At 64.5% G+C, this 19021-nt stretch carries 16 protein-coding genes; 5 read left to right on the forward strand and 11 right to left on the reverse strand.

Features of this window, described 5'->3' with window-relative positions; genetic code table 11:
- Positions 1 to 33: 33 nt before the first annotated feature.
- Genes HH212_RS01890 through HH212_RS01905 form a run of 4 tightly spaced genes read left to right on the forward strand, consistent with a single transcriptional unit; the run spans position 34 to position 4910 of the window.
- Positions 34 to 483 carry a MarR family winged helix-turn-helix transcriptional regulator gene (locus HH212_RS01890; protein ID WP_169433835.1) on the forward strand — a complete coding sequence of 150 codons (450 nt, stop codon included), beginning with the start codon at positions 34 to 36 and terminating at the stop codon, positions 481 to 483.
- A 47-nt stretch (positions 484 to 530) separates the two neighbouring features.
- Positions 531 to 2033, forward strand: a complete 1503-nt coding sequence (locus HH212_RS01895) for an MDR family MFS transporter (RefSeq protein WP_170205207.1) — start codon at positions 531 to 533, stop codon at positions 2031 to 2033.
- Positions 2034 to 2090: 57 nt separating this feature from the next.
- Positions 2091 to 3716 carry an efflux transporter outer membrane subunit gene (locus HH212_RS01900; RefSeq protein WP_229217520.1) on the forward strand — a complete coding sequence of 542 codons (1626 nt, stop codon included), beginning with the start codon at positions 2091 to 2093 and terminating at the stop codon, positions 3714 to 3716.
- 9 nt (positions 3717 to 3725) lie between these two features.
- Positions 3726 to 4910 (forward strand): HlyD family secretion protein, encoded by a 1185-nt coding sequence (locus HH212_RS01905; RefSeq protein ID WP_169433837.1) that lies wholly within the window; start codon positions 3726 to 3728, stop codon positions 4908 to 4910.
- Between the two features lie 312 nt (positions 4911 to 5222).
- On the opposite strand, the gene HH212_RS01910 is transcribed toward HH212_RS01905, so the two are convergent.
- The 3 genes from HH212_RS01910 to HH212_RS01920 form a co-directional block, all read right to left on the reverse strand.
- A protein-coding gene (locus tag HH212_RS01910) for an IS3 family transposase (RefSeq protein ID WP_370663905.1) occupies positions 5223 to 6577 on the reverse strand; the annotation gives its coding sequence in 2 pieces (ribosomal slippage) (positions 5223 to 6091 and positions 6091 to 6577; 1356 coding nt in all).
- A gap of 260 nt (positions 6578 to 6837) precedes the next feature.
- Positions 6838 to 7794, reverse strand: a complete 957-nt coding sequence (locus HH212_RS01915; protein WP_169433838.1) for a 2-hydroxyacid dehydrogenase — start codon at positions 7792 to 7794, stop codon at positions 6838 to 6840.
- Positions 7791 to 8492, reverse strand: coding sequence for a fumarylacetoacetate hydrolase family protein (locus HH212_RS01920; protein ID WP_169433839.1), 702 nt, complete (start codon positions 8490 to 8492; stop codon positions 7791 to 7793). The genes HH212_RS01915 and HH212_RS01920 overlap by 4 nt, the downstream gene beginning before the upstream one ends.
- Positions 8493 to 8745: 253 nt before the next feature.
- On the opposite strand from HH212_RS01920, the gene HH212_RS01925 reads away from it, so the two are divergent.
- Entirely contained in the window at positions 8746 to 9237 is a 492-nt protein-coding gene (locus HH212_RS01925) for a hypothetical protein (RefSeq protein ID WP_169433840.1), read from the forward strand.
- 145 nt (positions 9238 to 9382) lie between these two features.
- Here the strand turns inward: HH212_RS01925 and HH212_RS27645 are convergent, their stop codons facing one another.
- From HH212_RS27645 to HH212_RS01965, 8 genes are all read right to left on the reverse strand, one after another.
- The gene (locus HH212_RS27645) at positions 9383 to 11131 is read right to left on the reverse strand and encodes a methyl-accepting chemotaxis protein (protein ID WP_169433841.1); all 1749 of its coding nucleotides are present in this window, start codon (positions 11129 to 11131) and stop codon (positions 9383 to 9385) included.
- Between the two features lie 325 nt (positions 11132 to 11456).
- Positions 11457 to 12398: a LysR family transcriptional regulator gene (locus tag HH212_RS01935; RefSeq protein ID WP_169433842.1), complete on the reverse strand. Its 942-nt coding sequence runs from the start codon at positions 12396 to 12398 to the stop codon at positions 11457 to 11459.
- Positions 12399 to 12466: 68 nt separating this feature from the next.
- Positions 12467 to 13420, reverse strand: coding sequence for a glycoside hydrolase family 43 protein (locus HH212_RS01940; RefSeq protein WP_169433843.1), 954 nt, complete (start codon positions 13418 to 13420; stop codon positions 12467 to 12469).
- Between the two features lie 210 nt (positions 13421 to 13630).
- Positions 13631 to 14644: a galactofuranose ABC transporter, permease protein YjfF gene (gene yjfF / locus HH212_RS01945; protein WP_169433844.1), complete on the reverse strand. Its 1014-nt coding sequence runs from the start codon at positions 14642 to 14644 to the stop codon at positions 13631 to 13633.
- The gene (locus HH212_RS01950; protein WP_169433845.1) at positions 14641 to 15699 is read right to left on the reverse strand and encodes an ABC transporter permease; all 1059 of its coding nucleotides are present in this window, start codon (positions 15697 to 15699) and stop codon (positions 14641 to 14643) included. Before HH212_RS01950 ends, yjfF begins: the two co-directional genes overlap by 4 nt.
- Entirely contained in the window at positions 15696 to 17261 is a 1566-nt protein-coding gene (locus HH212_RS01955) for a sugar ABC transporter ATP-binding protein (protein WP_169433846.1), read from the reverse strand. The genes HH212_RS01950 and HH212_RS01955 overlap by 4 nt, the downstream gene beginning before the upstream one ends.
- 7 nt (positions 17262 to 17268) lie before the next feature.
- Entirely contained in the window at positions 17269 to 18243 is a 975-nt protein-coding gene (locus tag HH212_RS01960; RefSeq protein WP_169433847.1) for an ABC transporter substrate-binding protein, read from the reverse strand.
- Between the two features lie 129 nt (positions 18244 to 18372).
- The gene (locus HH212_RS01965; protein WP_169433848.1) at positions 18373 to 18867 is read right to left on the reverse strand and encodes a hypothetical protein; all 495 of its coding nucleotides are present in this window, start codon (positions 18865 to 18867) and stop codon (positions 18373 to 18375) included.
- Positions 18868 to 19021: the final 154 nt, after the last annotated feature.

Genomic DNA, 19021 nt, shown 5'->3' on the forward strand with positions numbered 1-19021 from the left:
ATCGATAGATTCCTATCTATTTTACGGCTAATCATGAGTGCTCTACCGGATGCATCGATCGAAGAACGCTTCTCGGCCGCCCTGCACGGCAGCGCGCGCATCTGGCGCCTGGCGCTGGACAAGCGCCTGAAGCACCTGGGCATCGGCCAGGCCGGCTGGATGACGATCGCCATGGTCGCCAAGGCCGACGCGCCGATGTCGCAGCGCGCGCTGGCCGACCTGGTCGGCGTGGAAGGACCGTCGATGGTGTCGATGCTGGACCGGCTCGAACGCGACGGCTTCGTCACGCGCGCCGCTTCGCCCACCGACCGCCGGGTGAAACTGGTGCACCTGACCGGAACCGGCCGCACCGTGTTCGACGAAGTGCGCAAGGAAAGCGGCAGCGTGCGTGGCGCGCTACTGGAAGGCATCGACCCGCAGGCGCTGGCCGCCGCCACCAGGTTGCTGGAAACCCTGCGCGCGCGCATCGAGGACGGCCTGTGACCCACAATCCGAGCGCGGCATCGGAACGGGCGCCGCTGAACCGCACCATGATCACGGTGTCGATCATGCTGGCGACCATCATCCAGGCGCTGGACGGCACCATCGCCAACGTCGCCCTGCCGCACATGCAGGGTTCGCTGTCGGCGTCGCAGGACCAGATCACCTGGGTGCTGACCTCGTTCATCGTGGCCGCGGCCATCGCCACCCCGCTCAACGGCTGGCTGGTGGACCGCTTCGGCCTGAAAAAGGTGTTCCTGGTGTCGGTGGCCGGCTTCACCGTCGCCTCGGTGCTGTGCGGCTTGTCGGCCACGCTCACCGAGATCGTGGCGGCGCGCATGCTGCAGGGCGTGTTCGGCGCGGCGCTGGTGCCGCTGTCGCAATCGGTCCTGCTCGACATCAACCCGAGAGAGAAGCACGGCTCGGCGATGGCGGTGTGGGGCATGGGCGTCATGATCGGCCCGATCCTCGGTCCCACGCTGGGCGGCTGGCTGACCGACAGCTACAGCTGGCGCTGGGTGTTCTTCATCAACGTGCCGATCGGGGCGCTGGCCTTCTGGGGCATCTGGCGCTACATCCACGGCGAGGCCGGCGCGCGCCGCATCCGCTTCGACATGTTCGGCTTCGTCACGCTGTCGGTCGCCATCGGCGCGCTGCAGATGCTGCTCGACCGCGGCGAACAGAACGACTGGTTCGCCTCCCCGGAAACCTGGGTCGAACTGGTATTGCTGCTGCTGGCGGCGGCCTACTTCATCGGCCACACGCTCACCAGCCCGGCCGGCCAGACCTTCGTCGACTTCCGCCTGCTGAAGAACGCCAACTACGTCACCGGCCTGCTGCTGATCTTCATCGTCGGCATGGTGCTGTTCGCCACGCGCGCGCTGATGCCGACCATGCTGCAGGGCCTGATGGGCTACCCCGCCAAGCTGGCCGGCCTGGTGACGGCGCCGTCGGGCCTGGGCACCATGGCGGCCATGCTGGTGGTCGGGCGCCTGACCGGCAAGGTCGACTTCCGCCTGCTGCTGGGCAGCGGCTTCGCTATCACCGCGTTCTCGCTGTGGCAGATGACCGGCTATACGCTGGTGCTGTCGCAGGGCGACATCGTGTGGCCGGGCGTGATCCAGGGCATCGGCCTGGGCCTGGTGTTCGTGCCGCTGTCGGCCGCCACATTCGCCACGCTGTCGCCGCAGATGCGCGCCGAAGGCACCGCGCTGTACAGCCTGGTGCGCAACATCGGCTCCAGCATCGGCATCGCGCTGGTGCAGGCGCTTTTGGTGCGCAACACGCAGATCGCCCACGCCGCGCTGGCCACCCACGTCGACGCCGCCAACCCGGCGCTGATGGACCCGGCCGGCATCTACAGCATGGCGACCCAGGCCGGCGCCGCGCTGATCGACAGCGAAGTCACGCGCCAGGCCTCGATGATCGCCTACGTCGACGACTACTGGCTGATGATGCTGCTGACCGCGGCCGTGATCCCGCTGCTGCTGCTGATCCGCCCGCCCAGGGCGTCCGCCGCGCCGGCGCCGATCGACCACGCCGCGATGGAGTGATACATGCCATCGCCAATCCTCCGTACCCATCCCGAGACCCGCAAGAAAGCGAATCACGTGCCTGATCCTCTCCACCTCTCTCGCGCCGCGGGAGTACCCGCGGTGCCGGTTGCCGCGACGCGCAAGGCGCGGCGCAGCGTCCGTCGTGCCAGCGCAGCGGCGCTGGCCGCCAGCGCGCTGGCGCTGGTGTCGGGCTGCCTGAGCGTCCCGCCCGACGCCAGGCGTGCTGCTGGCCCGGACGCCACCCAGCTGCATCTGGCCCCATCGATCGCCCTGCCGGACGGCGCCTGGCCGACCGAACAATGGTGGCGCGCCTATGGCGACCCACAGCTCGATGAACTGATCGCGCGTGCACTGGACGGCAACCCGAGCCTGGCCACGGCGCGCGCCCGCGTGGAAAGCGCGCGCGCCCTGGCCGGCGCCCAGCGCGCCGCGGCCGGCGGCAGCGTCGACGCCGTCGCCGGCCTGAACCGCCAGCGCTATTCCGCCAACGGCTTCTTCCCCCCGCCGCTCGGTGGCGCCTGGTACAACGACGCCTCGGTGCAGCTGCGCGCGTCCTACGACTTCGACTGGTGGGGCAAGCACCGCGCGCTGGTCGCGGCGGCGCTGGGCGAAGCCAACGCGCGCCAGGCCGAGGGCGCGCAGGCGGCCCAGGCGCTGGCGGCGACGGTGGCGCAAAGCTACTTCCGCTTGCAGATGCTGTGGGCGCGCCAGGACAACCTGGCCGCGCAAGCCGCCGTGCAGCGCGCGCTGGTGGCGGATCGCCAGGCGCGCATGGCGCACGGCCTGGTGGGCCAGGACGCCCTGCAAAGCGCCGAACTCGCCCTGGCCGAACTGGCGCAGCAGGCGGCGCGCTGGGAGCGCGACGCCGCGCGCGAACGCGAGGCGCTGCGCGCGCTGGCGGCCGGTGCGCCCATCGTCGAACGCCTGGCGCACGCACAACCGGCGCCGCAGGACGACACGCTGCCGCGCGAACCCGGATTGGAACTGCTGGCGCGCCGCCCGGACCTGCAGGCCGCGCGCTGGCGCGTCGAATCGCAGCTCGGGCGCGTGACGGCTGCGCAGGCCGCGTTCCGCCCCGACCTCAACCTGTCGGCCGCGATCGGCCTCGATTCGATCACGCTCGGCACCCTGCTGCGCTATCCCAGCCGCACGCTGCTGGGCGGCGCCCTGCTCGACCTGCCGCTGTTCGACAGCGGCCGCTTGCAAGCGCAACTGGGCATCGAACGCGCCGAACGCGAGACCCTGGTCGCCGAATACAACGAAGCGGTGGTCAACGCGCTGCGCGACGTCGCCATGGAAGGCGCCACCCTGCAGGCGATCGCACGCGAGACGCAGGTGCACGAGGCCGCCGCGCGCAGCGCCGCGCAACTGGCGGCCAACGCCGAAGCGCGCCAGGCGCGCGGCCTGGCCGACCGCGCCGCCGTGCTGCAGGCGCGCCAGGAAATGCTGCGCCAGCGCGACACCGACCTGCAATTGCTGGACGCGCGCCTGCAGACGCAGGTGGCGCTGGTGAAGGCGCTCGGCGGCGGCTACCGCGCCGGGGCGCCAGCCGGCGCCGCGCCTGCACACGCCGGCGCCGGCACCGCACGCGCGTCATCGAAGGCAGGCGCCGCCCAGGCCGCCACCTACCCCAACCAGGCAGCGGCGCGCCTCGCCGCCATCCCGTCCAGCACCCGATAAGGCCACGCCATGAGCACCGCTACCACTACCAACGCCACTACGAGCACGAGCACGCCCGCGCCGAACCCGAACAAGCGCCGCTTCGTCCTGCTGGGCATCACCGCCGCCTTCGTCGCCGCCGGCCTGGCCTACGGCGCCTACTACACCCTGGTCGCCTCCAGGCGCGTCGAGACCGACAACGCCTACGTAGGCGGCAACCTGGTCAACGTCTCGTCGCAGGTCAGCGGCAGCGTGATCGCCATCCGCGCCGACGAAACGCAACTGGTGAAAGCCGGCGCCGAGATCGTACGCCTGGACCCGTCCGACGCCGAGGTCGCGCTGGCCCAGGCCGAGGCGCGCCTGGGCAGCGTGGTGCGCCAGGAGCGCGAGCGCTATGCCGGCGTCGACCAGCAGCAGGCCGTGGTCGAGCAGCGCCGCGTGGCCTTGAAGACCGCGCAGGAAGACCTGGCGCGGCGCGCGCCGCTGGCGGCCGACAACGTGGTTTCGGGCGAAGACGTGGCGCACGCGCGCCGCGCCGTCGACGATGCGAAAGCCGCGCTGGCGGTGGCGCAACGGCAGCTGGCCGGCACCCGCGTGGCGGTGGCCGGCGTGGCGCCGGCCCAGCACCCGGCCGTGCTGGCGGCCAGGGCCGATTACCTGTCGGCCTGGCTGGCGGCGCGCCGCAACGCCATCGTGGCGCCGGTGGGCGGCTACGTCGCCAAGCGCAGCGTGCAGGTCGGCAGCCGCATCGCGCCGGGCGCGCCGCTGCTCTCCATCGTACCGCTGGACCAGCTGTGGGTGGACGCCAACTTCAAGGAGTCGGAACTGCGCGACATCCGCGTCGGCCAGCCGGCCACCATCGAGGCCGACATCTACGGCGGCAAGGTGACCTACCACGGCAAGGTGGTCGGCCTGGGCGCCGGCACCGGCAGCGCCTTTTCGCTGCTGCCGGCGCAGAACGCCAGCGGCAACTGGATCAAGGTGGTGCAGCGGGTGCCGGTGCGCATCTCGCTGGACCCGCGCGAGCTGGCCGCGCACCCGCTGCGCGTGGGCCTGTCCGCCACCGTCGACGTCGACATCAGCAACGACAAGGGCGGCGCCCTCGGCACCGCCGCTATGCCAGCGCCAACCTATGCGACTACAGTGCTGGCGCAGCCGCTGCAGCAGGCGCAGGCGGCCACGGATGCGATCGTGGCGCGGAACATGGCGAATTGAAGGATGTGCCGGGCGGGTGGGCGGCAGCGCTGCAAGTGAGTGCCGCCAGCCGATATGCCGTCGTCCCCGCGAAGGCGGGGACCCATACATCGTTTGCGAACGCAAGATATCCGAATATACCGCGGCATTTTTCAAAGCTGCAGGTTTCTATAGCTCAGCATGGGTTCCCGCCTGCGCGCACTGCTGTCCAAGATAATCGTTATCTCTGCCTTAAGCGGGTTTTGTTGCTAGCAGTAACGTAAAAATCATTCCTAGCCAACAACTCGTCGTCCCCGCGAAGGTGAAGTGACCTAAGAAAGTTGGACAGGGGGATTATGCGGTCTTGGCGTGTGCTAGTCTATATTGAACAGGACTCATGCCGCCAAGGCCGATCCTGATCCGGTCTTGATTGTAATACTGCACGTAATCCACGATGGTCTTCTTTAGGTCATCGATGCTGGCAAATTTGTGATTGTGGAAACACTCTGACTTCAAGATGCCGAAGAAGCTTTCCATGGACGCGTTGTCGTAGCAGTTACCTTTGTTGGACATGCTTTGCTCCATGCCGGCGTCGCTCAGCATCTTGCGGTATTGAGTCATCTGGTAATGCCAGCCCTGGTCCGAATGAAGCATTGGTTTTTCATTGATGCCCAGCTTTTGCTGTGCCTTCGTGAGCATTGAAGTTACCAGGGTGAACACTGGCCGTGTATCGAATGAATACGCAACGATTTCCCCGTTAAACAAATCCTTGATTGGTGAGAAGTACAGCTTGTCTTGCCCTACTTTGAACTCGGTGACGTCAGTGACCCATTTCTGGTTAGGTTCGCCTGCAGTAAACTCCCGCTTGAGCACATTTGGCGCGACTATGCCTACTTGAACTTTATACGATTTATATCGTTTAACTCGTTGTGACGACTTCAATCCTTCTGCCTGCATCAGCCGTTGGACGGTATTGGCATGAATTTTTTTACCTGCCTGTACCAAGGCGCTTGCTACGCGGCGGTAGCCGTAACGCCCTTTGTGCGCATCAAACGTCATCTTGATAAGCTGTTTGATGCCTTCGTGTCTATCTGGCCTTTGCCTGGCCTTGTCCCAATAGTAAAAATTGCTCTTGGGAAGATTGACGATCTTGAGCAGGGTAACAATTGGGTATTTTTGCCTTAATTCATGCACTACCTGCGCTTTTTGGGCGCGGGCTGCTTTTGTGCTTGAGCTAAGGCTTGCAGCTTTTTTAGAACCTCTACCTCCATACGCAAGTACTCGTTTTCCTTGAGCACCTCATCAAGCGTACGTTCGGCATCAGGTTTGGCGGCAGGTTTTTTCGTAGGTGCTTTCATTTGGCGAGCGTGATTGTGCGGCTTGGCCAATGCCTCCAAGCCACCGCTGCTATAGCGGCTCTCCCATATCCCAATACTGGTCGGGTTGCGAACATTGAAGATGGCTGCCGTCTGTTTCATCGACAATCCATTGTCCCACATGTACTGTAGTGCCGACAGCTTAAACTGGGCATCATAGCGCGTTACCTTGCGGCTGATTCCTTCCATCCCATGCAAACGATAAGCCGCTACCCATCGTTTGACCGATCCAATATTTACCTCGTGATGCGCCGACAAACGGCGGAAACCCATGGTACCGCTGAAGTACTCCAGCACTACCTTGTGCTTGAATTCGTCTAGATACTTGAACATCTGATCCTTCGAAAGTTGAACGGTTTTCCTGTCCAACTTCCTTAGGGCAGTTCAAGGCGGGGATCCATACTGAGCAAGAGAATTTGGTACCCAGAAGCAACCAGAACATTTCGAAAATGCCGACTTTTGACACTCAGCATGGGTCCCCGCCTTCGCGGGGACGACGGTTTTTAGGCCAGCAATACTATCTTGGACAGTAGTGCGCCTGCGCGGGAAGTCGTTTCCGGCAATGCCGGGAACGACGTTCATGCCGCGCCGATTCAGGCGGTTACCGGCGTTACCGCCTTTCTCTCCCTGAACCACCCCTCCAGGTTCTCCAGCATCAGCGCCGCCATCGCCGCGCGCGTCTCGTGCGTGGCGCTGCCGATGTGCGGCAGCAGCAGCACGTTGTCGAACCCGGACAGGCGCGCATCGATGTCCGGCTCGTTGTGGAACACGTCGAGCGCGGCGCCGCCGATGGCGCCCTGCTCCAGCGCCGCGATCAGCGCCGCCTCGTCGACCAGCGAACCGCGCGCCACGTTTACCAGGTAGCCCCGCGGCCCGAGCGCCGCCAGCACGCGCGCGTCGATCAGGCCGGCGGTCTCGCGCCCGCCCGGCGCCGCCACCACCAGGATGTCTGCCGCGCGGGCCAGCGCCTCCAGGTCCGGCTCGTAATGCCAGTCCAGGCGCTGGTCGCTGCGGCCGTAGTACGACAGCGCCACGCCGAACGGTTCCAGGCGGCGCGCGATCTCCTTGCCGATGCGGCCCAGGCCGACGATGCCGAGGCGCTTGCCGGCCAGGCCGGTGGCGAGCGGAAAGGCGCCCTTGGCCCAGGCGCCGCTGCGCACGTGGCGGTCGGCCTGCGGCAGCCGGCGAAGCAGCGCCAGCAGCGCACCGACGCACAGCTCGGCGACGGCGGCGTTCAGCACGTCCGGCGTGTTGGTCACCACGATGCCGCGCCGCGCCATCAGGTCTAGCGGAATCAGGTCGTAGCCGACGCCGTTGGTGGCGACGATCTCCAGCGCCGGCAGGCGCTCGACCAATTCCGCCGGCAGCGCCAGGTTGCTGCGCGTGGCGATGGCGCGCACCCGCCCGGCCAGCGCCGGATCGCGTTCCAGGTCGGCCGGCTTGACGCAGCGAAAAGCCGCCTCCAGCCGGGCCTGCACGTCCGGCGTGTACTCGCCCAGCTGCAGCAGGACGACGTCTTCACCGCCCTGGCCCGACGCCTGCGCGCTCATGCGGCGGCCGCGCCGATGGCCAGCTCGAAGGTGGCGACGCCGTCGACGCCGCCGCGCACGCGGTCGCCCGGCTGCAGCGCATCGACGCCGGCCGGCGTGCCGGTATAGATCAGGTCGCCCGGCGCCAGCGTCACGAAGCGCGACAGGTAGGCGATCACGTCGGCCACCGGCCAGATCATCTCGTCCAGGTTGCCTTCCTGCTTCAACTGGCCGTTGACTTCGAGCCAGATGCGCGCCTGTTGCGGATGGCCGACCGCGCTCGCCGGCAGCAGCGGGCTGCACGGCGCCGAGGCATCGAAGCCCTTGGCCATGTCCCACGGGCGGCCATCCTTCTTGGCGGCGGCCTGCAGGTCGCGCCGGGTCAGGTCGAGGCCGACGCCGTAGCCCCACACCAGGTCGAGCGCCGCTTCCGGCGCAATATTCGCGCCGCCGCCCTTCAGGGCCACCACCAGTTCGATCTCGTGGTGCAGGTCTTGCGTCGACGGTGGGTACGGCACGGTGCCGGCGGCCGGTACCACGGCGTCGGCCGGCTTGGTGAAGAAGAACGGCGGTTCGCGGTTCGGGTCGCTCCCCATCTCGCGCGCGTGCGCGGCATAGTTGCGGCCGACGCAGAACACGCGGCGCAGCGGGAAGGCCTGGTCGGCATCGGCCACGGCGAGCGACGGGGTAGTGGATGGTGGAATGACAAAGCCGGTCATGCTAATCCTTGTAAAGACGGTTTACGGAAGTGGCCAGCGTGGTGCGGACACTGGCGCATTGAATAGCGTAACATAAACGTTATGCGATCAATATTTCTCAATCCAAATCTCTATTTATTTTTTAGCTTCGGATGTAGCAGAGCAACTTAATTTATAAAAATTCTGCCAATAAATTTCTATATTAAATTTCTAATATTTATGGTAAATTTTAATTGGAATTAAAATATACATCTTTATAACAAAGGAGAAAATAATGGGGAAATCTTCTAGAAAGAAACGTAGAGCTCATAATAATTCCATTAAGAAATCACACAGTCAGCCAGTTATAGCAGTACTTACAAAAGCAGTATGGACATCGGCACAGGTGATAGCAACGGGAATTTCTATTTACCAAGCATTCGATGAAAGCACGAAAACCTTGATAAAGACTGTTCTCACCAATGGTTCTTTGGGCTTTGTGACTAATCTCAGGACTCTGTCGAATGACGAACAAATTGTTCAAGTAGGAAAATTAATAGGCGCACAAAGAGAAATCGGTAAGTGGCTAAGGCAAGACTTGTTACCCCCAATGAAAAATACCTTTAATAAATTTGAGCTAGCAAATGGGCTGGAGCAAATATTGCTTGATAGCATAAAAATTCCAGAAAAAGATCTACAAGAGTACTTTTCGACTTGGCTTAGTTATTGGAAACTTTCTTCCTCTATCCCTGTTAAAAATGAAGCAAAGCGCCCAAGAAAAATCTAGTTAAATTATTATTTATCTGCTGAGGAAGAACAAAACTTTCTCAGGAATTTTCTAGTTGCCATTTAGCAATGCAAAAAAACCCGGCGGCGCAAGCGCACTGCCGGGCAAGGAGGAGACATTCAGTATAGGGTGACGTCGCCGGGTATCAGAATTCTTCCCAGTCGCCGCCCACGGTTTCCGGTACGCGCGCTGCAGCGGGTTTGACTGCGGCAGGTTTGAACGCAGCCGGCTTGCCGAGCGCCGGTTTCACGGCAGACGCGGTGACCGGGGGGCGCTTCAGCGGCGCCGCCGATGTGGCCGGCACTAGGACCACGGCCGGCGCCGGCAGCGCGGCAGCGCTCGACGGCGCTCCATCCAGCTTGAATACCGCCACCGCCTGCGCCAGGCGCACCGCCTGCGCCTGCATCGCATCCGCCGCCGCCGCGGCCTCTTCGACCAGCGCCGCGTTCTGCTGGGTCACCGTGTCCATCTGGGTCACGGATTCGTTGATCTGTTCGATGCCGGCGGTCTGCTCCTGGCTGGCCGAGGTGATCTCGCCCAGGATGTCGGTCACGCGGCGTACGCTGTCGACGATTTCCTGCATCGTGTTGCCGGCATCCTGCACCAAGCGGCTGCCCGCTTCCACCTTGGCGCTGGAGTCGCCGATCAGCGCCTTGATTTCCCTGGCCGCCGTGGCCGAGCGCTGCGCCAGGTTGCGCACCTCGCCGGCCACCACCGCGAAGCCGCGGCCCTGCTCGCCGGCGCGCGCCGCTTCCACCGCCGCGTTCAGGGCCAGGATGTTGGTCTGGAAGGCGATGCCGTCGATGACGCCGATGATGTCGACGATCTTGCCGGACGCGGCGTGGATCTGCTGCATGGTGTCGACCACTTCGTGGATCACCTGGCCGCCGCGGGTGGCGACGCCGCTGGCGGTGTCGGCCAGCACGTTGGCCTGACGGGCATTGTCGGCATTCTGGCGCACGGTCGAGGTCAGTTCTTCCATCGACGACGCGGTCTCTTCGAGCGAACCGGCCTGCTGTTCGGTGCGTGTCGACAGGTCCTGGTTGCCGGCCGCGACTTCCCTGGAAGCCAGCGCGATGGCGTCGGTGCCGCTGCGCACGGTGGTCACGGTGGCGGCCAGGTTGTCGTTCATGACTTTCAAGGCGTGCAGCAGTTGCGCGACCTCGCAGCAGCCCTGCACGTCGATTTTTTCGCTCAGGTCGCCCGCGGCCACCGCGTTGGCGACGTCGAGCGCCAGGCGCACCGGCCGGGTGATCGAGCGCGAGATCCACCAGGCCAGCGCACAGGCCGCGGCCACGATTGCCAGGCCCAGGCCGACGGTCAGCGTGCACGTTTCGCTGAAGATGCGTTCCGCCGCCGCCGCCGTTTCGCTGCTGAGCTCCTTCTGCATCTCGATCTGCTGGGTGATCGCGTCGCGGTACGGCTGCATGATCGGGCGCAGCACGGTGATGATGAATTGCTTGGCGCCGGCTTCGTCGCCGGCCTTGACCAGCGCGATCAATCGATCCTGCGCCTGGACGAAACGGGTGTTCAATTCCTGCTGCCGGTGCAGCAGGTCGCGCCCGCGCTGGCTTTCCAGTTCCTTGTCCATGCCCGCCAACAAGCCCTCGATCTCCTTGCGCGACGACATGATTTTATCCATCTGCCTGCCGCGGTCGGCATCGTCGTCGGCCAGCATCAGGTTGCGCATCGCCAGGGAAATGTCGTTCACCTCGTTCAGGGTGCGGCTCGCCATCTCGATACGCGGCAGGCGCTTGTGCACGATCTCGTCGGTGCCTGCGTTGATGCGGCCGAGCATCGCCGTGCCCTGCCCGACCATGAATACCAGCGCCACGCACAGCGCCCCGAAGCCGACGCCCAAGCGCGTGCCGATCTTGAAATCCTTCATTGCCATGTTCTTCTCCGTACGTCATTCCCGTATCGAACCACAGCGACTGTTCGATATTTTTCCATAAGGAAAGATTACCGCCAAACATGAGTAAAAGTCGATAGAAACGAAAGAATCAGCAGCGAAATTTATTCATTGCGAGTGATCCAAGCAACATACTTGCGCTGAAATACTCTGCTTTTTTTCTGAACTTCCATAGGAAAAGCCATCTGCCTAGGGGCTTCACCGCGTGCAATCAAGGCAACCGAACAAATTCGGTAAATTCGGAATACGTATTAGGCAAAAAAAAGCTATACCGACTTAAATTCGGTATTTTTTTCGCAAGCACCGATCAATACATTTCCTTGGCAGCGGCGCGCACCGCCCGCAGCAGCAGGTCGGCGCCAGGCGACAGCAAGTGGTCGCGCTGGCGGATGATGCCGAACGCATCCATCTTGCACGGCAGCTCGATCGGCAGGATGCGCATCACGTTCAGCGACGCGTAGTACTGCGCCACCTCGAGCGGCATCACGTGCAGCGAATCGGTCTGCTGCAACAGGGCCGTGATCACCAGCATGGCCGTGGTATCGACCACGTTGGCCGGCGGTTCCAGCCCGGAACGGCGGAACATCATGTCGAAGCGGTAGCGCAGGATGCTGCCGTGCGGCGGCACGATCCAGGGCAAGGGCACGATGTCCTTGAGTTCCAGGCCCTTGTTGTCCAGCAGCGGATGGCCGGGGCGCACCACCGCGCAGGCCGGCTCCTCGGTCAATTCCTCGTAGATCAGGCCGGTGGTGTCGATGGTGTCGAAGATGCGCCCGATCATGAAGTCGAGCGTGCCGTGCTGCAGCTTGTCGAGCAGGACGTTGCTGGTTTCCAGCTGGATGCCGATGCGCAGCAGCGGCGCCTCTTCCTTCACCCGCGCCACCGCGCGCGGCAGCAGGGTCATCGCCGGCGTCATGATGACGCCGACCTCGACCTGCCCGGTCAGGCCGGCCTTCAGGGTCACGATGTCGTCGTGCGCCAGCGCCAGGCTCGTCAGGGCCATGCGCGCGTGGCGGATCATGGTCTCGCCGTAGATGGTCGGTTCCATGCCGCGCGGCAAGCGCTCGAACAGTTTGACGTCGAGCATCTCCTCCAAGTCCTTGATCTGCTTGGAGGCGGCCGGCTGCGTCATGTGCAGTTCGTCCGCGGCGCGGTGGATGTTGCGGTAGTCGTCGAGGGCGATCAGCAGCAGCAGCTGGCGCGTCTTGAGGCGCGCCTTGAGAAACCAGTTCGGGTTGGTCGTGTCCATGATTAAATCATATCAGTATCGATATCGCTTCCATGGATGCTTTACCGAAGTTTAGATCGCTTATCGGCTTATCCCTTGCATCCCGGCGACGGATTGGCGGCCGGGCCCTGCCCGGTCTGCGCCACCGGCAAGATCTTGCCGTCCGGACCGTAATGCAATTCCTCGACCGCCACCGAACGGCGGTATTCGCCGCCGGTGGGCAGTTTGCCGTTGTGGTAGAAGATGTAGGACTTGCCGTTGAAGTCGACGATGGCCTGGTGGATGGTCTTGACGTTGCTGTTCTGTTCCATGATCACGCCGCCGAACGACCACGGCCCGGTGGCGCTCGGCCCGCTCATGTACACGGTCTCTTCCGGGAACTTGCGCGAGTACGACAGGTAATAGGTGCCCTTGTGCTTGTGCAGGTAGGAGGCCTCGGTGAAGGCTTCCAGGCCGACCGTGTGGATCGGGCCGTCCAGCTCGATCATGTTCGGCTTCAGCCTGGCGTATTTCATGACCGTGTTGCCCCAGTACAGATAGGCCTGGCCATCGTCGTCGACGAACACCGCCGGGTCGATGTCGTCCCAGGCGATCGGGGTCTCGTGGGTCATGTCGTTGGTGACCAGCGCCGTGCCGCGCGCGTCGACGAAAGGACCGGTCGGGCTGTTCGACACGGCCACGCCGATCGCCTTGCCAGGGATGGTCTTGTGGTCGACGGTACCGTATAAATAGTATTTGCCGTTACGCTTGGCGATGTCGCTGGCCCAGGCGTCGCGGCCAGCCCACTTGAACACGCTGTACGGCACCGGATCCGGATGGGCGGTCCAGTTCTGCATGTCGCAGCTGGAGAACACGCGCCACTCGTTCATCACGTAGTCTTTGCCGCCTTCCTTGCCTTCGTCGTGGCCGACGTAGAGGTAGACGCGGCCGTTGTCGACCAGGGCGGCCGGGTCGGCGGTGAAGATTTTATTGGTGATCGGGTTGGCGGCCTGGGCCACGGCGGTGGCGGCGAGCAGGATGGCGGCGAGGCTTTGTTTGAGCATGGAGGATCTCCGGTTTTTATTTGTGGATGATTGATGCGGGCGTTATCGGGTGTCGCGACGTGAGCTTGGGTCCCCGCCTGCGCGGGGACGACGTTCTAGCGCAGACGCAAAAACACCGTCGTTCCCGCGCAGGCGGGAACCCAAGCTGACGGCACTGCGAATGGAGGAAGCGCGATATGCTAGCGTGGACCGAAGCATTGCCGTGCGACGCTACCTGCTCTTACCACCCATCACCCGCTGCACCACGCAAAACACGAACAGCAGCGCCCCGATCACGATCCTGGTCCACCACGAGCTGAGCGTCCCGTCGAACGCGATCAGCGTCTGGATCGCGCCCAGCACCAGCACGCCCGACAGCGCCCCGGCGATGTAGCCGTAGCCGCCGGTCAGCAGGGTGCCGCCGATGACCACCGCGGCGATCGCATCCAGTTCGGTGCCCTGGCCGTGCTGGCCGTAGCCGGACAGCATGTAGAACGCAAACAGCACGCCGCCCAGCGCCGCGCACAGGCCGCTCAGCGCATACACCAGCACCTTGGTGCGGCCGACGTCCAGGCCCATCATCGCGGCCGATTGCTCGTTGCCGCCGACCGCGTACACGGCGCGGCCGAAGGCGGTGTAGTGGGCCAGCCACACCGCCAGCAGCAGCACGGCCAGGGCGATCAACGCGCCCGGCGACAGGAAACCGCCCAGGAACGGCACCTGGGTCTGCGACACGGCGACGAAGAACGGCTGGTCGATGCTGATCGACTCGATGCTGATGAGGTAACAGAGTCCGCGCGCCAGGAACATGCCGGCCAGCGTGACGATGAAGGGCTGCAGCTTGAACAGGTGGATGATCGCACCCTGGAAGGCGCCGAAGCAGGCGCCCATCAGCAGCACGCAGGCGATCGCCGCCGCCGGCGGCCAGTGCGCCGTCTGCAGCAGCCAGGCCGTGACCATGGTGGACAGCGCCAGCATCGAGCCGACCGACAGGTCGATGCCGCCGGACAGGATGACGAAACCCATGCCGATCGCCACCACCAGCAAGAAGGCGTTGTCGATCAGCAGGTTGAACGCCACCTGTTCGGACAGGAAGCCGGGATACACGGCGCCGCCGATGCCGAGCATGGCCAGCAGCAGCGCCACGGTCACCATCGACGTGAACCAGGGCGCGCCGGAGATCTTCCTGAAGCCGCCGTCGCGCTTGGCGCCCGCAGCCAGGCCGGCGGAGATACCGCCGCTCATGCCGGCCTCCGCTTGGCACGCGCGATGAGTTGCTTGAATTCGCTCGACTGCGAAATGCAGACCACGAACACCACGATGGATTTGACGACCATGTTGACCTCGGGCGGCACGCCCAGCGAATAGATGGTGTACGTGAGCGTCTGGATGATCAGCGCGCCGATCATGCTGCCCACCAGGCTGAACCTGCCCCCGGCGAGCGAGGTGCCGCCCAGCGTGACCGCCAGGATCGCATCCAGCTCCAGCAGCAGGCCGGCATTGTTGGCATCCGCGCTCTTGATGTTCGAGGTGACGAGCAGGCCCGCCAGGCCGGCGCAGAAGCTGCAGAACACATACGCGAACACCAGCAGCGTGGCCGTGCGCAGGCCGGCCAGGCGCGCCGCCACCGGGTTGATGCCGACCGACTGGATGAACAGGCCGAGCGCGGTCTTCTTCATCAGCAGCATGGTCACGGCGAACACCGCCGCCACCAGGTACACCGCGAACGGCAATCCGAACAGGTAGCCGCTGCCCATGAAGAAGAACGGCTGGTAGTAGACGGTGACGATCTGGCCGTCGGTCAGCAGCTGCGCCAGGCCGCGCCCGGCCACCATCAGGATCAGGGTGGCGACGATCGGCTGCAGCTTGATGCCGGCCACCAGCACGCCGTTCCACAGCCCGCACAGCAGCGCCACGCCGAGCGCGGCGCCCAGGGCCAATGGCATCGGGAGCATCGGGGTGGCGCCGCCGACCAGCATCGCCGCGACGGTGCCGGACAGCGCGACCACGGCGCCGACCGAGATGTCGATGCCGCGCGTGGCGATCACCAGCGTCATGCCGAGCGCGGCGAGCATCAGCGGCGCCGCGCGGTTGAGGATGTCGACCAGCGCGCCGTACAGGTGGCCGTCCTTGACGTCGAGGCGCAAGAACCCGGGCACCAGCAGCGCGTCCAGCACCAGCAGCACGATCAATGCCGCGGCCGGGCGCAGCAGCGGATGCTGCAGCAGCAGCGCGCCGAGCGGCGTGCGCGCCGGTTCCGATGCCGCCACGGACGCCGGCGTTTTCACGGGTGCGTTCATGCGCCCTCCCTCATGGTGTCTTGCGCGCTGTCGCCGGCACCTTCGCCGGCGATCGCGCGCAGCACCGAGCTTTCGTCGAGTTCGCCGCGCCGGTACTCGCCGCAAGCCTTGCGGTCGCGCATGACGACCATGCGGTCGGCCACGCGCAGCACTTCCGGCAGCTCGGACGAAATGAACAGGATCGCCATGCCCTTGCGGCACAGCTTGCCGACGTAATCCATGATTTCCTGCTTGGCGCGCACGTCGATGCCGCGCGTGGGTTCGTCGAGGATCATCAGGTTCGGCTCGGTGGCCAGCCAGCGCGCCAGCAGCACCTTTTGCTGGTTGCCGCCGGAGAGCGAACCGATCGGCGTCTCGATGCCGGCGGTCTTGATGCCCAGCCACTGCACGTAATCGCCGGCCAGCTGCTGCTGGCGCTTCAGCGGAATCGCGCGCCAGATGCCCTGGCGCGCCTGCAGCGCCAGGATCAGGTTCTCGCGCACCGACAGCGGCAGGATCGCGCCTTCGTGCTTGCGGTCTTCCGAGCAGAAGCCGACGCCCTGGGCGATGGCATCGCGCGGATTGGCGAAGGCGACTTGCCGGCCGCCGACCTCGATGCTGCCGGCGTCGGCCTTGTCGGCGCCGAACAGCAGGCGCGCAGTCTCGGTGCGGCCGGAACCGAGCAGGCCGGCCAGGCCGAGCAGCTCGCCGCGGTGCAGTTGCAGGTCGACCGGCGACAAGACGCCCTTGCGCGCGATGCCGCGCGCGGCCAGGAACACCTCGCCCTGCGCGCCCTCGTCCGCGGCCGTGGTCTGCGCCTGCGCTTCGAAGGCCGCATCCGCCGGCGCGCCGATCATCTTGTTCACCAGCGCCAGGCGCGACAGTTCGGCGCAGGCATACTCTCCCTCGCGCTCGCCGTTGCGCATCACCGAGATGCGGTCCGAGATGGCGTAGGTCTGGTCCAGGAAATGGGTCACGAACAGGATCGCCATGCCCTCGTCGCGCAGGCGGCGCAGCACGCCGAACAGGGTCTGCACCTCGGCCTCGTCCAGGCTGGACGTCGGTTCGTCGAGGATCAGCACGCGCGCCTCAGTATTCAGGGCGCGCGCGATGGCGACCATCTGCTGGATCGCCAGCGGATAATCCGCCAGCGGCCGGCTCACGTCGACATCGATCTGCAGGCGTCTTAATAATTCACCGGCCTGGCGGCGCATGGCCTTCCAGTCGACCATGCCCCAACGGCGCGGATAGCGGCCGATGAAGATGTTTTCCGCGACCGACAAATTCGGGCACAGGTTCACTTCCTGATACACGGTGCTGATGCCGAGTTCCTGCGCATGCTGGGTCGAGCGCGGCTGGATCGCGGCGCCGTTCAGGCGGATGCTGCCGGCGTCCGGCTGGTAGACGCCGGTGAGCACCTTGATCAGCGTGGATTTGCCGGCGCCGTTCTGGCCCATCAGCGTGTGCACTTCGCCCGGGTACAGGCGCAGGCCGGCGTCCGACAGCGCCTTGACGCCGGGGAAGCCCATGTGGATGCCGGCGACGTCGAGTACCGGCGCCGGTGCATTGCGGACGTCGACCATGGCCGACTCAGTACTTGCGGTTCGGGAATTCCTTGGCCGCGACTTCGGCCGGGAACACGCCTTCGTTGACCGTGATGCGCTGCGCCACCGGCTTGCCGGCGACGACTGCCTGCGCGGTCTGCATCAGCGTCGGGCCGAGCAGCGGATTGCACTCGATCGTCACGTTCAGCTTGCCCTGCATCATGGCCTCGAAGGCGCCGCGCACGCCGTCGATCGAGACGATGACGATGTCCTTGCCCGGCTTCAAGCCGGCTTCCTCGATCGCCTGGATGGCGCCGATCGCCATGTCGTCGTTGTGCGCGTACAGCACGTTGATGTTCTTGCCCTCGGATTTCAGGAAGGCTTCCATCACTTCCTTGCCCTTGGCGCGCGTAAAATCGCCGGTCTGCGAGCGGACGATCTTCAACTTCGGATCGGCGGCGATGACTTCCGCGAACCCCTTCTTGCGGTCATTGGCCGGGGCGGCGCCGGTGGTGCCCTGCAGTTCGACGATGTTCAGCTGCTTCCCCGGATTTTTCTTGGCGTAATCGACCAGCCAGCGCCCGGCGCGGCGGCCCTCTTCCACGAAATCGGAACCGATGAAGCTGACGTACAGCGACGGATCGCTGACCTTGACCGCGCGGTCGGTCAGGATCACGGGGATTTTTGCATTCTTGGCTTCACGCAGCACGGTTTCCCAGCCGGTTTCGACCACCGGCGAAAAGGCGATCACGTCGACGCGCTGGGCGATGAAGGAGCGGATCGCCTTGACCTGGTTCGATTGCTGCTGCTGGGCGTCGGCGAACTTGAGGTTGACGTTGGCCTTTTTGGCGGCGTCCTTGATGGACGCCGTATTCGCGCTGCGCCATTCGCTTTCGGCGCCGACCTGGGAAAAACCGATGGTGAGCGGCTTGGCCGCGAATGCCGTGCTGGCGGTGAATGCCTGACTTGCAACGCAGGCGAGCATGGCTGCGCCCAGGAAATTCCTGCGGGTGAACGTCATCACTGTCTCCGGTATTGTTTTATTGCTCAATACTAGCGGCAAGTGACATATTCATCCAATCATTTTTTTGACCGTCTCGATACTCGAAATGACATCATTTGCGTGTGTCGGCAACTCTGTGAACATGGGCTACTTCGCCAAGCGGCCGTCTTCCTTGAACATCATGTCGCCGGCCAGTTCGAAGGCGACGTCGGCGCCGCTGTCGCCGCGCGGGTTGGGCAAGCGGCGCAGGAAGCCGTCGCGCGGCTCGCGAGCACGCAGAGCAGCGCCCTTTTGCTGCAGCAGGGTGTTGGCAAGGCGCATGCGGATGATGAATTCATCGTTCTCGGCGCGTACCCACTTGCCGTTGATCTTTTCGCACAACATGTTGCGCTTCGGCGAAGGGCCGGATTCGCTTTTCACCTGGAAGCGCACCCAGAACGCATCCCTCTTGAGCGGCAAGCCGCGGTCGCCCAGGTTGGCGACGACCTGGATCTTGGCGTCGCTGGTCTTCCAGCGTTCGCTGTCGACGCAGGCCTGTTCCTTGGGCAGCAGGTTGACGGCCGCCTTGACCTTGTCGCAGGCGGACAAGGTAACGACGGAAAACAGCGCCGGCAACAGCGCGAGGGAGAGCGTATTTTTCATGGTGTCTGCGATGTCGCACGATGGTGCGAGGCTGCCGCAAGCGTCGTCCCCGCGTAGGCGGGGACCCATGCCGAGCACTAAAATCCGATATATCAAAAGCAAGCAGGGCGCTTCAAAGATACCAACTTCGGACACTCGGTATGGGTCCCCGCCT

The sequence above is a fragment of the Massilia forsythiae genome, from assembly GCF_012849555.1.
GTDB classification, from domain to species: Bacteria; Pseudomonadota; Gammaproteobacteria; order Burkholderiales; family Burkholderiaceae_D; genus Telluria; species Telluria forsythiae.